At 67.9% G+C, this 15,094-nt stretch carries 16 protein-coding genes and 1 tRNA gene; 8 read left to right on the top strand and 9 right to left on the bottom strand.

From position 1 onward, the window contains the following. Positions 1–36 precede the first annotated feature (36 nt). The gene (gene thiD / locus AC3WLY_RS31815) at positions 37–846 is read left to right on the top strand and encodes a bifunctional hydroxymethylpyrimidine kinase/phosphomethylpyrimidine kinase (protein ID WP_492310648.1); all 810 of its coding nucleotides are present in this window, start codon (positions 37–39) and stop codon (positions 844–846) included. Between the two features lie 18 nt (positions 847–864). Here thiD and AC3WLY_RS31810 read toward each other — a convergent pair whose 3' ends face one another. Genes AC3WLY_RS31810 through tsaB form a run of 4 tightly spaced genes read right to left on the bottom strand, consistent with a single transcriptional unit; the run spans position 865 to position 4,193 of the window. Then, positions 865–1,830, bottom strand: coding sequence for a DUF1853 family protein (locus AC3WLY_RS31810; RefSeq protein ID WP_492310649.1), 966 nt, complete (start codon positions 1,828–1,830; stop codon positions 865–867). Beyond that, positions 1,827–2,942, bottom strand: coding sequence for a uracil-DNA glycosylase (locus tag AC3WLY_RS31805; protein WP_492310650.1), 1,116 nt, complete (start codon positions 2,940–2,942; stop codon positions 1,827–1,829). Before AC3WLY_RS31805 ends, AC3WLY_RS31810 begins: the two co-directional genes overlap by 4 nt. After that, a complete protein-coding gene (rimI, locus tag AC3WLY_RS31800; RefSeq protein ID WP_175961169.1) occupies positions 2,929–3,429 on the bottom strand; it encodes a ribosomal protein S18-alanine N-acetyltransferase in 501 nt (166 codons plus the stop codon). The genes AC3WLY_RS31805 and rimI overlap by 14 nt, the downstream gene beginning before the upstream one ends. Beyond that, the gene (gene tsaB / locus AC3WLY_RS31795; protein ID WP_175961171.1) at positions 3,426–4,193 is read right to left on the bottom strand and encodes a tRNA (adenosine(37)-N6)-threonylcarbamoyltransferase complex dimerization subunit type 1 TsaB; all 768 of its coding nucleotides are present in this window, start codon (positions 4,191–4,193) and stop codon (positions 3,426–3,428) included. Before tsaB ends, rimI begins: the two co-directional genes overlap by 4 nt. Before the next feature lie 147 nt (positions 4,194–4,340). Between tsaB and AC3WLY_RS31790 the strand changes: the two genes are divergently transcribed. From AC3WLY_RS31790 to aceA, 3 genes are all read left to right on the top strand, one after another. Continuing rightward, positions 4,341–4,610, top strand: coding sequence for an acyl-CoA-binding protein (locus tag AC3WLY_RS31790; protein ID WP_492310651.1), 270 nt, complete (start codon positions 4,341–4,343; stop codon positions 4,608–4,610). 359 nt (positions 4,611–4,969) lie between these two features. Next, positions 4,970–6,511 carry a DEAD/DEAH box helicase gene (locus AC3WLY_RS31785; RefSeq protein WP_111016702.1) on the top strand — a complete coding sequence of 514 codons (1,542 nt, stop codon included), beginning with the start codon at positions 4,970–4,972 and terminating at the stop codon, positions 6,509–6,511. A 410-nt stretch (positions 6,512–6,921) separates the two neighbouring features. Then, on the top strand, positions 6,922–8,229 hold the full coding sequence (gene aceA / locus AC3WLY_RS31780; protein ID WP_152863933.1) for an isocitrate lyase: 1,308 nt from the start codon (positions 6,922–6,924) through the stop codon (positions 8,227–8,229). 194 nt (positions 8,230–8,423) lie between these two features. On the opposite strand, the gene AC3WLY_RS31775 is transcribed toward aceA, so the two are convergent. Continuing rightward, positions 8,424–8,858: a universal stress protein gene (locus AC3WLY_RS31775; protein WP_034184755.1), complete on the bottom strand. Its 435-nt coding sequence runs from the start codon at positions 8,856–8,858 to the stop codon at positions 8,424–8,426. Between the two features lie 159 nt (positions 8,859–9,017). Continuing rightward, positions 9,018–9,923 (bottom strand): LysR family transcriptional regulator, encoded by a 906-nt coding sequence (locus tag AC3WLY_RS31770; RefSeq protein WP_310143373.1) that lies wholly within the window; start codon positions 9,921–9,923, stop codon positions 9,018–9,020. A 154-nt stretch (positions 9,924–10,077) separates the two neighbouring features. On the opposite strand from AC3WLY_RS31770, the gene AC3WLY_RS31765 reads away from it, so the two are divergent. Further along, positions 10,078–10,839, top strand: coding sequence for a haloacid dehalogenase type II (locus AC3WLY_RS31765; RefSeq protein WP_492310652.1), 762 nt, complete (start codon positions 10,078–10,080; stop codon positions 10,837–10,839). Positions 10,840–10,904: 65 nt separating this feature from the next. Beyond that, positions 10,905–12,497, top strand: coding sequence for a malate synthase A (aceB, locus tag AC3WLY_RS31760; protein WP_175961177.1), 1,593 nt, complete (start codon positions 10,905–10,907; stop codon positions 12,495–12,497). Between the two features lie 125 nt (positions 12,498–12,622). Here the strand turns inward: aceB and AC3WLY_RS31755 are convergent, their stop codons facing one another. After that, complete coding sequence (locus AC3WLY_RS31755) at positions 12,623–13,036, bottom strand: gamma-glutamylcyclotransferase family protein (protein ID WP_175961179.1); 414 nt, start codon at positions 13,034–13,036, stop codon at positions 12,623–12,625. Between the two features lies 1 nt (position 13,037). Between AC3WLY_RS31755 and AC3WLY_RS31750 the strand changes: the two genes are divergently transcribed. Further along, entirely contained in the window at positions 13,038–13,202 is a 165-nt protein-coding gene (locus AC3WLY_RS31750) for a hypothetical protein (protein ID WP_175961181.1), read from the top strand. A gap of 90 nt (positions 13,203–13,292) precedes the next feature. After that, entirely contained in the window at positions 13,293–14,171 is an 879-nt protein-coding gene (locus AC3WLY_RS31745; RefSeq protein ID WP_175961183.1) for an AraC family transcriptional regulator, read from the top strand. A 26-nt stretch (positions 14,172–14,197) separates the two neighbouring features. On the opposite strand, the gene AC3WLY_RS31740 is transcribed toward AC3WLY_RS31745, so the two are convergent. Together AC3WLY_RS31740 and AC3WLY_RS31735 are read right to left on the bottom strand one after the other, a co-directional pair. Further along, a complete protein-coding gene (locus AC3WLY_RS31740; RefSeq protein WP_175961184.1) occupies positions 14,198–14,662 on the bottom strand; it encodes a GNAT family N-acetyltransferase in 465 nt (154 codons plus the stop codon). Positions 14,663–15,017: 355 nt separating this feature from the next. Beyond that, positions 15,018–15,094, bottom strand: a tRNA-Asp gene (locus tag AC3WLY_RS31735).

Genomic DNA, 15,094 nt, shown 5'->3' with positions numbered 1-15,094 from the left:
CGCCAGCGCCGGTCTTCGAACCGGTGCGCTGCCATCATGACGCACCCGATACCCAACATCCTGACGATCGCCGGCTCCGATTCGGGCGGCGGCGCGGGCATCCAGGCCGACCTGAAGACGTTTTCCGCGCTCGGTACGTACGGCGCCAGCGTGATCACCGCGCTGACCGCGCAGAACACGCGCGGCGTGACGGGCGTGCACGCGCCGGACGCCGCGTTCGTGACCGCGCAGCTCGACGCGGTGTTCGACGACATCCGCATCGATGCGGTCAAGATCGGGATGCTCGCGAACGCGGCGATCGTGCACGCGGTGGCCGACGCGCTGCGCCGTTACGCGCCGCGCTTCGTCGTGCTCGACACGGTGATGATCTCGAAGAGTTCGCACGCGCTGCTCGCGCCCGACGCGGTCGACGCGCTGCGCGACGCGCTGCTGCCGCTGGCGACCGTCGTCACGCCGAACCTGCCCGAAGCGGCCGCGCTGCTCGGCGACGCACCCGCGACCACCGAAGACGACATGGTCCGGCAAGGCCAGGCACTGCTGCAGACGGGCGCGCGCGCCGTGCTGATGAAAGGCGGCCACCTGCCCGACGCGGCCGCGAGCCCCGACTGGCTCGTCGATGCGGCGCACACCGTGCGGCTCGACGGCCTGCGCGTGCCGGTCAGCAACACGCACGGCACGGGCTGCACGCTGTCGTCGGCGATTGCCGCGCTGCTGCCGCAGCAGCCCGACCTCGAAAGCGCGGTGCGCGAAGCGAAGACCTACCTGACCGGCGCGATCGCCGCGAGCGGCCGCCTCGACGTCGGCCACGGCGTCGGCCCGGTTCATCACTTCCATCGCTGGTGGTAAGCGCCGCCTGACGCGGCGTCAATTGTCCTGCGCCGCGAATGCCTGCGCACGCGCCGGCCAGTCGTCGGGTACGACGAAGCCGCGCGCCGTCTCGCGCCACGTGCCATCGCTGCCCTGTTCATAAATGCCGATCAGGTCGGGAGCCTGACGCGTCGCCAGCACGGGCGGCAGTTCGAGTGCGGCCGCGAGAGGTTCGGGTTCGAAACCGGCGCCGGCTGCAACACGCCGCGGTGCAAGCCAAGCAAGCCGCGGCAACACGCTCCAGGCAACGCCGGCACGCTGCGCGGCCGCCCACGCCGGCCACTGCGCATGCGTCAGCCAGAAACCGCGCGGGTGATCCGGCGAGATTTCGGCGGACACCGGCGGCAACGGTGCGCCGTGCGGATAGAACAGCCAGCCCTTGATGAACATCTGTGCGTCGGACGGCGCGCCGTAGCCGAGCAGTGCAAACCCGGCGCGATCGCCGAGCCGCAGCTGGTGGTCGAGCAACCGGCTGCGCTTGCGGTCGAACCGGTCGACGAGATTGGGGCCGACGAAGTCGGCGAGCGACGCGCCGTCGCGCACCGGCGCGCACAGATAGCACTTCACCGCGAGTTCCCAGTGCAGGCGCTGCCCGCCCGGCGCATCGACGAGAAAATCGACTTCGCCGAGCGTCAGGCCGTTGCTGCGTAGCGGAAGATTGGCCGCAACGAGCCGCAGCGACGGTCCGTGCGTAAGGAAATACTCGAGCAGGCATTCGGCGTAGCGGCCGAGCCGGGTGGGCCGCACCCCGTCGAGCGCGCGGCGCAGCGCCTCGGGCACCGCATCGAGCGCGTCGAGCCATGCCTCGACGGCCGATTGTCCTGCCGCATCCGGCCACGGATGCGCGAGCGGCGCGCCGGGTGCCGCGGTCAGCAGGCTCGGGCTCGCGAGCAGCCAGCCCAGATCGCGAACCGCGGCGTCGCGCAGCGTATCGACGAATGCGAACGCCGCGCCGGTCGTCATTGCCCGGCCGGCCCGTTCGCGTCGCCACCCTCTGCGCGCCGGAACGTTTCGCGCGCGAGGCACAGGTCGGCCCACGCCTTCGACTTGTCCTGCAGGCTGCGCAACAGGTACGCCGGGTGGTAGGTGACGATCACCGGCACGCCTTCGTACGCATGCACGCGGCCGCGCAGCGACGCGATGCTGGCATCCGTCTTCAGCAACGTCTGCGCGGCGAAGCGCCCGAGCGCGACGATCAGCTTCGGTTTCACGAGCGCGACCTGGCGCTGCAGATAAGGCTCGCAGCTTGCGACCTCGTCCGGTTCCGGGTTGCGGTTGCCGGGCGGCCGGCACTTGATCACGTTCGCGATGTACACGTTGTCGCCGCGCTTGAGCGCCAGCGACTGCAGCATGTTGTCGAGCAGCTTGCCGGCCTGGCCGACGAACGGCTCGCCCTGCTTGTCCTCGTTCTCGCCCGGCGCTTCGCCGATCAGCATCCAGTCCGCTTCACGGTCGCCGACGCCGAACACGGTGTTGGTCCGCTTCTCGCACAGCCGACAGTGCGTGCAGTCGCGCACGCGCGCGGCCAGCGCATCCCAGTCGAGCATCGCAACCGGCGTTTCGGCGGGACGCGATTCGGCCGGCAGGGGCTCGCCCGGCGGCGCCGCGTCGAACCACGCGAAATCGTCTTCTCCGGCAAGCGGCGCGTCGTCCATCGGCGGCATTGCATCGGCGGAACCCGCCGGCGCGAGCGTGCGATCGCCATCGACGACACGGCGCGCCGGTGCGCCCGAAGCCGGTATGCCCGAAGCCGGTATGCCCGAAGCCGGTACGCCCGGTGCCGGTACGCCCGGTGCCGGTACGCCCGAAGCCGGTATGCCCGAAGCCGGTATGCCCGACTCGCGAGCCGGCGAGGCCTCTACGGCTCGCACGGCCGCCTGCGGCGCTTCGTCTTGCACCGGTGCACGCACCGCGCGCGCCGGCCGATCGGCCGCAACGGCGGAAACGTCGTCCGCCGTACCGGTTTGCGCCACGGCGGGCGCGTCGGCTGCCGCGCCTTCGTCCGCACGCTGCCCGCGCCGCACCCAGATCTGCGCGAGGCCCATTTCCTCGAGCGCCGCTTCAGCCCACACCATGCGCGTCCCCCTCGTTCTTGTTCAGCGTCAGACGCATCACGATCGCGTCCTCCCGGCTGCGATGCTTCGCCGGATAGTAGTTCTTGCGCCGGCCGATGGTCACGAAGCCGAAACGCTCGTACAGATGGATCGCGCGCGGATTGGACGGCCGCACCTCGAGCAGCACGCCGTCGAGCCGCTCCGCGCGCGAAATGCGCACGGCCTCGCGCAGCAGCGCGAGGCCCGCGCCCGCGCGCTGCGCGGCCGGCGCGACACACAGGTTGAGCAGGTGCATCTCGTCGATCACGGGCATCAGCACGCAATAACCGATCAGCGAACCCGTCACGTGCCGCAGGCACACGCCCAGATAGCCGTTGCGCAACGAATCCTCGAAGTTGCCGCGGCTCCACGGGAATTCGTACGCGACCTGCTCGATCGCAACGACCTCGTCGAGATCCGCGTCCGTCATCGGCGCCAGATAGCGGTCGCTCAGCAGTACCCCCGTCATCCCTTCGCTCCGCCCGTCTGCGCGGCCCGTGCCGCGACCCGCTCGGCAGTCGTCTGCGCGACCTTGTCGCGCACGTATTCGGGCGCGGCCTGATCGGCCGGCACCGTGCGCCCGGCGCGGAACGCGCGCAGCGCGGCATGCGCGACCGCCAGCGCATGCGGCAACGCTTCGCCGTCGATCACGGCCGCGCGCGCCGCGGCCGGCAACTGTGCGCCGAACGCGGCAGCCGCATTGCCCGCGAGCGTGAACGGCGCGTCGGGCACGCCGACGGCGCCCGGCGCATCGAGCGACGCCGGATGCAGCGTGCGCCAGTCGCCGGCGCTGTCGTCCCACGCGAAGTCCGCCCAGTAGGCTTCGTCCATCCGCGCGTCCAGCGCGGCAAGCACGCGGGTCGTGCCGGGCGCGCGCAGCCGCGCGTGCTCCGCGCACGCGAGCAGCGTGCCGATCGGCACGACCGGCAGCCCGCGCCCGAACGCGAGGCCCTGCGTAATGCCGGTCGCGGTACGCAGGCCGGTGAACGAGCCGGGGCCCGCGCCGAACGCGATCGCGTCGCAGTCGGCGAGCGTCAACCCGGATTCGGCGAAAAGTTCCTGGATCGCCGGCAGCACGCGCGTGCTCGACACGGCGCCCGTCTGTTCGTGACGGACCCAGGTTTGCGGGGTGGAAACGGCGTCATCGGCATGGGCCGAGCGCAGCAGCGCGACCGAGCAGTATTCGGTCGACGTATCGATGGCGAGGAGCACTGTTTGCGTCATGGCCGACATTGTAATGCGGCGCCCCGCTCCCACGGGCGATCGGGCCCGATCCGTGCACGCGCGCGGCGCCGGCGGCGGTTTGGAAGGATCGCTCGACCCCGCGCGGCGGTCCGCTTGTTAAGATCGCCCGACCTGAAACCCTTACGGAGACACCTGATGAGCGAACTCACCGCCCAATTCGACCAGGCCCAGATCGACGTCAAGCAATTGACGGAACGGCCGGGCAACCTGACCCTGCTGCGTCTGTACGCGCTCTTCAAGCAGGCGACCGACGGCGATGCGCACGGCGACAAGCCGGGCTTCACCGACATCGTCGGCAAATACAAGTACGACGCATGGGATGCGTTGAAGGGCACGCCGCAGGATGCCGCGAAGCAGCAGTACATCGAACTCGTCGAATCGCTGAAAAACGGCACGGCTTCCTGACCGAACCACGCCGTTCGCAATAGGCAATCAAATCAGTGGCGCAGCGCAGCAAATCTCTTTATAATGCGGCCTGCGTCACCTCCGCGCTCGGCTCGCATGCCGTTCCGGCCCGACGCCTCGTAGCGTTAAGCTCCAATCCGGTTTAGAACCTGTCCCCTCCTGCTTCGACCCTCGCGGTCGTCACTTATCAGGCTGGCGGCCCCGCTCCTGAAGCGCGCCGCACCCAAAACAGCTTCTAATGCCTCATCCGCCGACTGTTCGGCGGATTGCACCCGTTTCCCGATTTGCTCGCTGAATCCGACGACTTGGGTATGCGCGATTGGCGCCGACGTTTCACCCACTGTGTTTCAAGGATTGTTATGACTTCGAGCATCAACTCCAGCCCGCTCAACGCGATCGCCGACCAGGCGCTCGGTCTCGACGACGCCGCCGCACCGGCCGCGGTCGAACCGGCGTCGGACGAGCCGAGCTTCGCGTCGCTCGGGTTGTCGCCGGAGATCGTCTCCGCGCTGCAGGCCGCCGGCTATGTGAAGCCGACGCCGGTTCAGCAGCGCGCGATTCCGGCCGGCATCGCCGGCCGCGACCTGCTGGTGTCGAGCCCGACCGGTTCGGGCAAGACGGCCGCATTCATGCTGCCCGCGATCGAACGTTTCGCGCAGCTCCAGAAGACGCTGGCGCAGCAACCGCGCGCGCCGCGCGAACCGAACCAGGGCGACCGCCGCGTGCGCCGCCCGCAACCCGTCGCGCGCCCGGGCCTGCTCGTGCTGACGCCGACCCGCGAACTCGCGATGCAGGTCACCACGGCCGCATCGACCTACGGCAAGCACCTGAAGCGCCTGCGCACGGTCAGCATCCTCGGCGGCGTCGCCTACGGCCAGCAGCTGATGCTGCTCGCGAAGAACCCGGAAATCCTGGTTGCCACGCCGGGCCGCCTGCTCGATCACCTCGAGCGCGGCCGTATCGACCTGTCGGAACTGAAGATGCTCGTGCTCGACGAAGCCGACCGCATGCTCGACATGGGCTTCATCGACGATATCGAAACGATCGTCGCCGCGACGCCCGCGTCGCGCCAGACGATGCTGTTCTCGGCCACGCTCGACGGCAAGATCGGTTCGCTGACGAGCCGCCTGCTGAAGGACCCCGAGCGCATCGAGATCCAGCAGCGCCTCGAGTCGCGCGCGAACATCGCGCAGACCGTGCACTACGTCGACGACCGCGATCACAAGGATCGCCTGCTCGATCACCTGCTGCGCGACGACGCGCTCGACCAGGCGATCATCTTCACGGCAACCAAGATCGACGCCGACCAGCTCGCCGGCCGTCTCGCCGACGCAGGCTTCGAATCGGCCGCGCTGCACGGCGACCTGCCGCAGGGCGCGCGTAACCGCACGATCCGTGCGCTGCGCGAGCGCCGCGTGCGCGTGCTGGTCGCGACCGACGTCGCAGCACGCGGCATCGACATCCCGGGCATCACGCACGTGTTCAACTACGACCTGCCGAAGTTCGCGGAAGACTACGTGCACCGTATCGGCCGTACGGGCCGTGCGGGCCGCTCGGGTATCGCGGTGAGCCTCGTGCACCATGCCGAACAGGGCGCGCTCAAGCGCATCGAGCGCTTCGTGCGCTCGCCGCTGCCGGTCAACGTGATCGAAGGTTTCGAGCCGCGCAAGTCGGCGCCCCCGCGCGGCGGCAACGGCGGCCGCGGCCGTCCGGGCGGCGGTAACGGCGGCGGCCGGCGTTTCGGCGGCAAGCCGGGCGGCGGTCATGGCGGCAACGGCCGCAGCTACGGCGGCGGCAATGGCGGCGGCTGGAGCGGCAAGCCGGGCGGCAGCCGCGACGGCGGCCCGCGTCGCGACGGCCAGCGCAGCAGCGGCCCGCGCCGCGGCAATTCCGCGTCGTAAGCACGCACGGGCGGCCGCTGGCCGCCCCACGGATGGCCGTCCCACGGATGGCCGCCCCGCCAATCCAGCCGACCGGCGCACCTGCGCCGGTTTTTTTTCGCCCTGCCGCACATTTCACGATACGAAAAATTTTTTTGTGTCGTAAAAAATCATGCTGCGTGGCACAACCCAGACGATTGCGGGATGGGAAAAATCATTTCTTATCCCGAAATCATGAATTCAAGTATTTGATTTAAAACAATTAAAAATTTACGCACTTTCTGAGACAGCCGCTGTTTCGCTTTCGTCGATTTGCCTAGACTCTTATACAAGACCTCACGAGACGGAACGCACCGCTTCCCGCTTCGAGAACAGCATCCGCACCGTCAGATTCGACCCATTAGGCAACACACCGTATCAAGGAGCTCATCATGTCGCGTCAGCAACAGGCACAGGAACTGCAAAAGCAATGGGAAACCGATCCGCGCTGGAAAGGCATCAAGCGCGGCTACTCGGCCGAGGACGTGGTCCGCCTGCGCGGCTCGATCCCGATCGAGCACACGCTGGCCAAGCGCGGCGCGGAAAAGCTGTGGAGCCTCATCAACAACGAGCCGTTCGTCAACGCACTCGGCGCGCTGACCGGCAACCAGGCGATGCAGCAGGTGAAGGCCGGCCTGAAGGCCATCTACCTGTCCGGCTGGCAAGTGGCCGGCGACGCGAACGTCGCGGGCGAAATGTACCCTGACCAGTCGCTGTACCCGGCGAATTCGGTGCCGCTCGTCGTGAAGCGCATCAACAACACGCTGACGCGCGCCGACCAGATCCAGTGGTCGGAAGGCAAGAACCCGGGCGACGAAGGCTATGTCGACTTCTTCGCGCCGATCGTGGCCGACGCGGAAGCCGGCTTCGGCGGCGTGCTGAACGCGTTCGAACTGATGAAGGCAATGATCGAGGCAGGCGCATCGGGCGTTCACTTCGAGGACCAGCTCGCGTCGGTGAAGAAGTGCGGCCACATGGGCGGCAAGGTGCTCGTGCCGACGCGCGAAGCCGTCGCGAAGCTGTCGGCTGCGCGTCTCGCGGCCGACGTGATGGGCACGCCGACCGTGCTGGTCGCACGTACCGACGCGGAAGCGGCCGACCTGATCACGTCCGACGTCGACGACAACGACAAGCCGTTCCTGACGGGCGAGCGCACGGTGGAAGGTTTCTTCCGCACGAAGCCGGGCCTCGAGCAGGCGATCTCGCGCGGTCTCGCGTACGCGCCGCATGCCGACCTGATCTGGTGCGAAACCGGCAAGCCGGATCTCGAGTACGCGAAGAAGTTCGCGGAAGCGATCCACAAGCAGTTCCCGGGCAAGCTGCTGTCGTACAACTGCTCGCCGTCGTTCAACTGGAAGAAAAACCTCGACGACGCGACGATCGCGAAGTTCCAGAAGGAACTCGGCGCGATGGGCTACAAGTTCCAGTTCATCACGCTGGCCGGCTTCCATGCGCTGAACTACTCGATGTTCAACCTCGCGCACGGCTATGCCCGCACGCAGATGAGCGCATTCGTCGAACTGCAGCAGGCCGAGTTCGCGGCCGCCGACAAGGGCTTCACGGCCGTCAAGCACCAGCGTGAAGTCGGCACCGGCTACTTCGACGCGGTGACGCAGACGGTCGAGCGCGAAGCATCGACGACCGCGCTGCACGGCTCGACCGAAGACGAACAGTTCTTCGACGGCAAGAAGGTCGCGTAACGCGCGCAAGCGGCGCGCCATCGGCAACAGAACAAAATCAGGGAGGAGACGGCAGGCGCGCGATGCAGATCGCGCGACCGGCCGCGCGGCCCGCGGGCCGCCAGCAACGACGCGCGCCGGCTCTGCCCGGCGCGCCCTATTTCTACGGCGCCGGTCCTGCTGCCGCCCACGCGGCCACAACAGCAGGCACCGCCCTACCGATAGACGATCACCGGAATTTTCGTATGGGTCAGCACACGCTGCGTCTCGCTGCCGATCAGCAGGCTGCCGAGCCCGCGGCGTCCGTGGGACGCCATGAAGATCACGTCGCAGCCGCCGCGTTCGGCCGCCTCGATGATGCCGAGATACGGCGACGGATGCACGCTGGTCCACGTGTCGCAGACGACGCCGGCCACCTTCGCGGCCGATTCGACCTCGTCGAGGTGCGCGCGCGCCTCGCGCTCGCTGCGCGCCCGGAAATCGGCGGGCGGCTCGATGATCACTTCGGAAAACGGCGAGTACGGATACTGCGGCAGGCACGCGTAGGCCGTCACGCGCGCGCCGACCGCGCGAGCCAGGTCGATCGCGCCGTCGATCGCCTTTTGCGACAGTTCGGAACCGTCGGTTGGAACGAGGATGTGCCGGAACATCGCGCCCTCCTTCGTCAATCGCACTCCGCGCGCCGCGATCCCGTTCGGGCCGACCGCGATGCGTCGCGCGTGCCTCCTACGATTGTAGTGTGCGAAACCGCGCAACCGGCACCGGCAGCGGGTTCGCCCTCATATCGGAAACGCGCGGGCATACGTGGCCTACTCGCCCCAATAACCGGGCCGCTCGTACGTGTGCTTCAGGTAATCGAGAAACAGGCGCACACGCAGCGGCAGGTGGCGGCGCTGCGGAAACACCGCGTGGATGCCGATCGGCGGCGCGGCGAACGCGTCGAGCACGCTGACGAGCCGGCCGGCCGCGATGTCGTCGCCGACCTCCCACCACGAGCGCCATGCCAGGCCGTGGCCGGCCAGACACCATTCGTGCAGCACCGCGCCGTCCGAGCATTCCATCGTGCCGTTCACGCGGATCGACACGACCTTGTCGTCCTCCTGGAACGCCCAGCCGCGCTGCTGGTTCGCGTTCGCCGCAAGCGCGAGGCAGTTGTGCCGCGCGAGTTCCGCGAGCGTGGCCGGCGTGCCGCGCCGCGCGAGATACGCGGGCGACGCGACGCATACGCGGCGATTCTCGCCGAGCTTCAGCGACACCAGCGACGAGTCCGGCAGTTCGCCGAGCCGCACCGCGCAATCGAACCCCTCGTTGACGAGGTCGACCATCCGGTCGGACAGGTCGAGCGTGACCGACACGTCCGGATGCCCGACGGTGAATTCGGGCACGAGCGGCGCGACGTGCCGCCGGCCGAAGCCGGCCGGCGCGGAAACGCGCAGATGGCCGCTCGCCTTGACGCCGCCGGCGGACACGCTCGCCTCCGCGTTCTGCATGTCGTTGATGATCCGCTGGCAGTCCTCGAGGAATGCCGACCCCTCGAACGTCAGCGTGAGCTTGCGCGTCGTGCGCACCAGTAGCTTGACGCCGAGCCGCTCCTCGAGCGCGTCGAGGCGGCGGCCGATGATCGCCGGCGCGACGCCTTCCGCGTGCGCAGCCGCCGACAGGCTGCCTTTCGCCGCGACCGCGGCGAACGTTTCGATCTGTTTGAACCGGTCCATGACTCGCAGGGACGGCACCGCCGCCCTTCAAATAGCTTAAGCCGCTCAAGATTATGTATATGAAAGTAAAAGATCAAGTGATGATTAGCGCCTTTTTTAGCATCTGCGATCACGAATAGAATCGACCCGACCTCTGAAACTGGAGCGCAAGGCTATGTCGGCCACAACGACACTCTCCTCTCCCGACGCAATCCTCTTCGACGCATTCGGCACGTTGTTCGACGTGCATGCGGTCGTGGCCGCGGCAGAGCAGATGTTTCCCGGTCACGGGGAACGGTTGTCGCAGCTGTGGCGACGCAAGCAAATCGAATACTCGCAGCTGCGCACGCTCGCCGATCCGGCCGGCGCCCGCTATCGCCCGTTCCGGGACATCACGCTCGACGCGCTGCGGTTCGCCGCGCGCGCGCTCGGCCTCACGCTGAACAGCGCGGCCGAGAAACGGCTGATGGACGAATACGCGTGCCTGTCCACCTATCCCGATACGGTGCCCGCGCTGCGCAAGCTGCGCGCGCTCGAGTCGCGCCCGCCGCTCGCGATCCTGTCGAACGGCAACCCGCAGATGCTCGACATCGCGATTAAGAGCGCCGGCATGTCCGGGCTGTTCGATCGCGTGCTGTCGGCCGACACGGTGCGCGCCTACAAGCCGAGTCCGGCCGTCTACGCGCTCGGCACCGCCGCGTTCGGACCGAACCCGCGCGGCATCGTGTTCGTGTCGTCGAACGCGTGGGACGTCGCCGGTGCCGCGTGGTTCGGCTACACGACGTTCTGGCTCAACCGCACGGGTGCGCCCGCCGAGGAACTCGGCGCGCCGCCCGACGGCACGGGCACCGGCATGGCCGACCTGCTCGCATTCCTCGCCACCCCGGCTCCGTCCGGCAGACACGCAAACCGCGCGCGCCCCGGCCCGGGTGCATGACGCTCGCAGCTGCCGCATTCCCCTTTCACCGAAACCGCAACTGACCGACCAAGGAGATGAGACTCATGAGCACCCCGATCACGCTGCCGCAAGGCATGACGATCACCGGCGAAATCAAGCCGGGTTACGAAGCGATCCTGACGCCCGACGCGCTCGCACTCGTCGCAGCGCTGCACCGCGCGTTCGAACCGCGCCGCCAGGCGCTGCTGCAGGCGCGCGCCGAGCGCACGAAACGCCTCGACGCGGGCGAGCGCCCGGACTTCCTGGCCGATACCACGGCGATCCGCGAGGGCGACTGGAAGGTCGCGCCGCTGCCGGCCGACCTGCAATGTCGCCGGGTCGAGATCACGGGCCCCGTCGAGCGCAAGATGATCATCAACGCGCTGAACTCGGGCGCCGATTCGTACATGACGGACTTCGAGGATTCGAACGCACCGAGCTGGACGAACCAGATCGACGGCCAGATCAACCTGAAGGACGCGGTGCGCCGCACGATCTCGCTCGAGCAGAACGGCAAGTCGTACAAGCTCAACGACAAGGTCGCGACGCTGATCGTGCGTCCGCGCGGCTGGCATCTCGACGAGAAGCACGTGACGGTCGACGGCCAGCGCGTGTCCGGCGGCATCTTCGATTTCGCGCTGTTCCTGTTCCACAACGCGAAGGAGCTGATCGCGCGCGGCTCGGGCCCGTACTTCTACCTGCCGAAGATGGAAAGCCATCTCGAGGCGCGCCTGTGGAACGACATCTTCGTCGCCGCGCAGGAACAGGTCGGCATCCCGCGCGGCACGATCCGCGCGACCGTGCTGATCGAGACGATCCTCGCCGCGTTCGAGATGGACGAGATCCTGTACGAACTTCGCGAGCACAGCTCGGGCCTGAACGCCGGCCGCTGGGACTACATCTTCTCGGCGATCAAGAAGTTCAAGAACGACCGCGATTTCTGCCTCGCCGACCGTTCGAAGATCACGATGACCGTGCCGTTCATGCGCGCGTACGCGCTGCTGCTGCTGAAAACCTGCCACAAGCGCAACGCGCCGGCGATCGGCGGGATGAGTGCGCTGATCCCGATCAAGAACGATCCGGAAGCGAACGACAAGGCGATGGGCGGCGTGCGCTCGGACAAGCAGCGCGACGCGACCGACGGCTACGACGGCGGCTGGGTTGCGCACCCGGGCCTCGTGCCGATCGCGATGGAAGAGTTCGTCAAGGTGCTCGGCGACGCGCCGAACCAGATCGCGAAGCAGCGCGACGACGTGCAGGTCGCAGGCAAGAACCTGCTCGACTTCCAGCCTGAAGCGCCGATCACGGAAGCCGGCCTGCGCAACAACATCAACGTCGGCATCCACTACCTCGGCGCGTGGCTCGACGGCAACGGCTGCGTGCCGATCCACAACCTGATGGAAGACGCGGCCACCGCCGAGATTTCCCGTTCGCAGGTGTGGCAGTGGATCCGCTCGCCGAAGGGCGTGCTCGACGACGGCCGCAAGGTCACGGCCGACCTCGTGCGCGAATACGCAAAGGTCGAGCTCGACAACGTGAAGCGCTCGGTCGGCGGCAACACGCAGCCGTACGAGCGCGCCGCGGCGATCTTCGAGCAGATGTCGACGTCGGAAGGCTTCACCGAATTCCTGACGCTGCCGCTGTACGAGGAAATCTGATGAAGCGGTTCGCTGCGATCGGCGGCCGGCCAGGTGCCGTCGCCGGTCGCACGCGACGACCGCACGAAAAAAGCGCCCCGTGGGGCGCTTTCCTTTTGCGGCGAAACCGACTGCCGCGCGGACGCTCAGGCAGCTTCCCGCTCGCGCCGGTGCTGGACCCAGTCTCCCGACGCGATGCGCGGACGCCCGGCTGCCGCATGCGCGGCGACCGGGTAATACAGGCATGCGTACTGCCGGCCGCCGAGTTCGACGGTCACCTCTTCCGGCTTGAACAGCGTGTCGACGCCCGGATAAACGCGCTCGATCTCGTCGAGCACGGGAACGAGCTGCTCGTCGACCTCGTAGACGTCGCCCCAGACCAGCGACTTGCCGGCCGGCCCGGCGACCATCCCCGGATACGTACCGAAATCGTACAGCTCGCCCGGCAGCGCGACCGCGCCAAGCAGCGTCGGCGCGACGATCCCGTGTCGTGCGGCCGCATGGCCGATGTCGTTGGTCTCTCCGGCTCTCAGGGTGCCGTAGACGAATACGTAGCGCATCGTGGTTCTCCTCTTCGATTCGTATGTTGCGGTGTTCGCGCGCGATTCGTGCGAAATTGCGCACGCATCGATAGACCACCGGATCGGCCTGATGGTTCTGACCGGCAAACGCGCGGCCTCGGGCAGCCGCGCCGAATTCGCCCGGCCCCATACAAAGTTCATTTGAACGCGGCATGATCGCCCGAAAAACCGCCGCATGCGCTCGCGCGGCGCCTTCTAAAATAACGGCATCGCCGCCGCGCCGCCCGAACCGTCCATGAATCCTCCCGTTCAAGCCGACGTATCGACCCCATACGACGTCATCGACATCCCGCCCGAATTCGCGCCGACCGCCGTCCATCCAATGCGCGTGCGCGCGCGGCAGGTCGACGCCGGCCACCGCATCCCGCTGCACACGCATGCGTGGGCGCAGCTCGCGTACGCATCGCGCGGCGTGCTGCGCGTCGCGACGACCGGCACGACGTGGATGGTGCCGCCGTCCCGCGCGATCTGGGTGCCGCCGCGTGTGACGCACGAAGTCGTGATCGTCGAGGAAGCGTATTTGCGCACGCTGTATATCGACGAATCGATCGTGCCGGACGGGCTCGACGCGTGCCGCGTCGTCGAAGTGACGGGATTGCTGCGCGAACTGATCGTCGCACTCGATGCGCGCGACCTGAGCACCGCGCGCGAGCGCCTGCTGTGCGGGCTCGTGCTCGACGAGCTGAGCCATGCCGAGCCGTTGCCGCTTGCGGTGCCGATGCCTGACGAGAAACGGCTACGCATGCTGTGCGAATCCGTACTCGCGCAACCGGCGCATGCGGAATCGCTCGAACACTGGGCGAGCGAGGTCGGCGCGAGCACGCGCACGATTTCGCGGCTCTTCAAGCAGGAACTGGGCGTGAGCTTTTCGCAGTGGCGCCAGCAGGCGCTGCTGGCGCGGGCGATCCCGCTGCTGAATCAGGGGCGCCCGCTGTCGTATATCGCGCGCGAACTCGGCTACCAGAGTCAGAGCGCGTTCTCGGCGATGTTCCGCCGTGCATTCGGCGAAAGCCCGCGCGCGTTCATGCTGCGCGGCTACGAGCATCGCGGCGCGGAAGGCCGCATTGCGGACGACGAATCGCCGGACGACGACGCGATCGACGCCGTCCGCTGAGCGCTGCGCTCCGGATCGTCAGAACTTCAGACCGGCCGCACCATGTGGCGGATCGAGCCGAGTTGCGCGAGCCGCGGGCCGGCTACCTGGTAGCCCATGCGCTGGTAGAGACGCGCGGCGGGATTATCGACGAACACGCGCAACTGCAATTCGTGCAGCCCGCGCGCACGCGCCCAGCGGTGCGACATGTCGAGCATATAGGTGCCGGCGCCGTGCCCGCGATGGCCGGCCGCGATCTGGACGTCGCGGATATGCAGCGAATCGCCTTCCTCGGTCACGCGCAGCACGCCGATGCGCTCGCCGTCGGCCTCGAGGATGAAGTTCTCGGATTCGCGCCAGCTCGCATAGAACAGGTCGCTGCGCCACACGAGCCCATGGCGCTTGTAGTAGCCGCCCATGTTGCCGTGCGTCAGCGCTTCGGCAAACGGGAAATCGCCGGGCTCCGCGGGCCGGAGCTGATACAGGAGTCGCAGGTCGGTCGGATCGAGCATCGCGCAGGGGTCAAGAACGCATCCCGCCACGATAGCGCAGTCGCGTGCGGATGCAATCGCGAATTTCTCGTAGCGGCGCGGCGCCTGATTCCTGGATCAGAGTGCACGACGGACGCAACCGGAAACGCAAACGAAAATGCCCGCACAAGGCGGGCACTTTCGTTTGTTTGGCGGAGCGGACGGGACTCGCCTACATCCCGCAGGCCGCGGCTGCGCTTGCAAGCGCAGCCCTTCGAGTCCCGCCGGAAGCCGCGCAGGCGGCTTCCTCCGCTCCGCGGTCACGCGCCCGAGAACGGGCGCAACAACCGGACGCACAAACGAAAATGCCCGCACAAGGCGGGCACTTTCGTTTGTTTGGCGGAGCGGACGGGACTCGAACCCGCGACCCCCGGCGTGACAGGCCGGTATTCTAACCGACTGAACTACCGCTCC

Source organism: Burkholderia sp. FW306-1C-G01B (genome assembly GCF_058781685.1).
Note: the sequence above shows the minus strand (reverse complement) of the source record. Positions and strands in the feature narration are given on the sequence as shown.

What these genes read in the sequence shown, in the direction of transcription:
- AC3WLY_RS31775 (WP_034184755.1), bottom strand. Translation starts at nt 8,858, where the DNA reads ATGTTCCGGCACATCCTCGTTCCAACCGACGGTTCCGAACTGTCGCAA.
- rimI (WP_175961169.1), bottom strand. Translation starts at nt 3,429, where the DNA reads ATGACGGGGGTACTGCTGAGCGACCGCTATCTGGCGCCGATGACGGAC.
- AC3WLY_RS31805 (WP_492310650.1), bottom strand. Translation starts at nt 2,942, where the DNA reads ATGGTGTGGGCTGAAGCGGCGCTCGAGGAAATGGGCCTCGCGCAGATC.
- AC3WLY_RS31790 (WP_492310651.1), top strand. Translation starts at nt 4,341, where the DNA reads ATGAGCGAACTCACCGCCCAATTCGACCAGGCCCAGATCGACGTCAAG.
- tsaB (WP_175961171.1), bottom strand. Translation starts at nt 4,193, where the DNA reads ATGTCGGCCATGACGCAAACAGTGCTCCTCGCCATCGATACGTCGACC.
- AC3WLY_RS31765 (WP_492310652.1), top strand. Translation starts at nt 10,078, where the DNA reads ATGTCGGCCACAACGACACTCTCCTCTCCCGACGCAATCCTCTTCGAC.
- AC3WLY_RS31745 (WP_175961183.1), top strand. Translation starts at nt 13,293, where the DNA reads ATGAATCCTCCCGTTCAAGCCGACGTATCGACCCCATACGACGTCATC.
- AC3WLY_RS31785 (WP_111016702.1), top strand. Translation starts at nt 4,970, where the DNA reads ATGACTTCGAGCATCAACTCCAGCCCGCTCAACGCGATCGCCGACCAG.
- AC3WLY_RS31810 (WP_492310649.1), bottom strand. Translation starts at nt 1,830, where the DNA reads ATGACGACCGGCGCGGCGTTCGCATTCGTCGATACGCTGCGCGACGCC.
- AC3WLY_RS31770 (WP_310143373.1), bottom strand. Translation starts at nt 9,923, where the DNA reads ATGGACCGGTTCAAACAGATCGAAACGTTCGCCGCGGTCGCGGCGAAA.
- aceB (WP_175961177.1), top strand. Translation starts at nt 10,905, where the DNA reads ATGAGCACCCCGATCACGCTGCCGCAAGGCATGACGATCACCGGCGAA.
- aceA (WP_152863933.1), top strand. Translation starts at nt 6,922, where the DNA reads ATGTCGCGTCAGCAACAGGCACAGGAACTGCAAAAGCAATGGGAAACC.
- AC3WLY_RS31755 (WP_175961179.1), bottom strand. Translation starts at nt 13,036, where the DNA reads ATGCGCTACGTATTCGTCTACGGCACCCTGAGAGCCGGAGAGACCAAC.
- thiD (WP_492310648.1), top strand. Translation starts at nt 37, where the DNA reads ATGACGCACCCGATACCCAACATCCTGACGATCGCCGGCTCCGATTCG.
- AC3WLY_RS31740 (WP_175961184.1), bottom strand. Translation starts at nt 14,662, where the DNA reads ATGCTCGATCCGACCGACCTGCGACTCCTGTATCAGCTCCGGCCCGCG.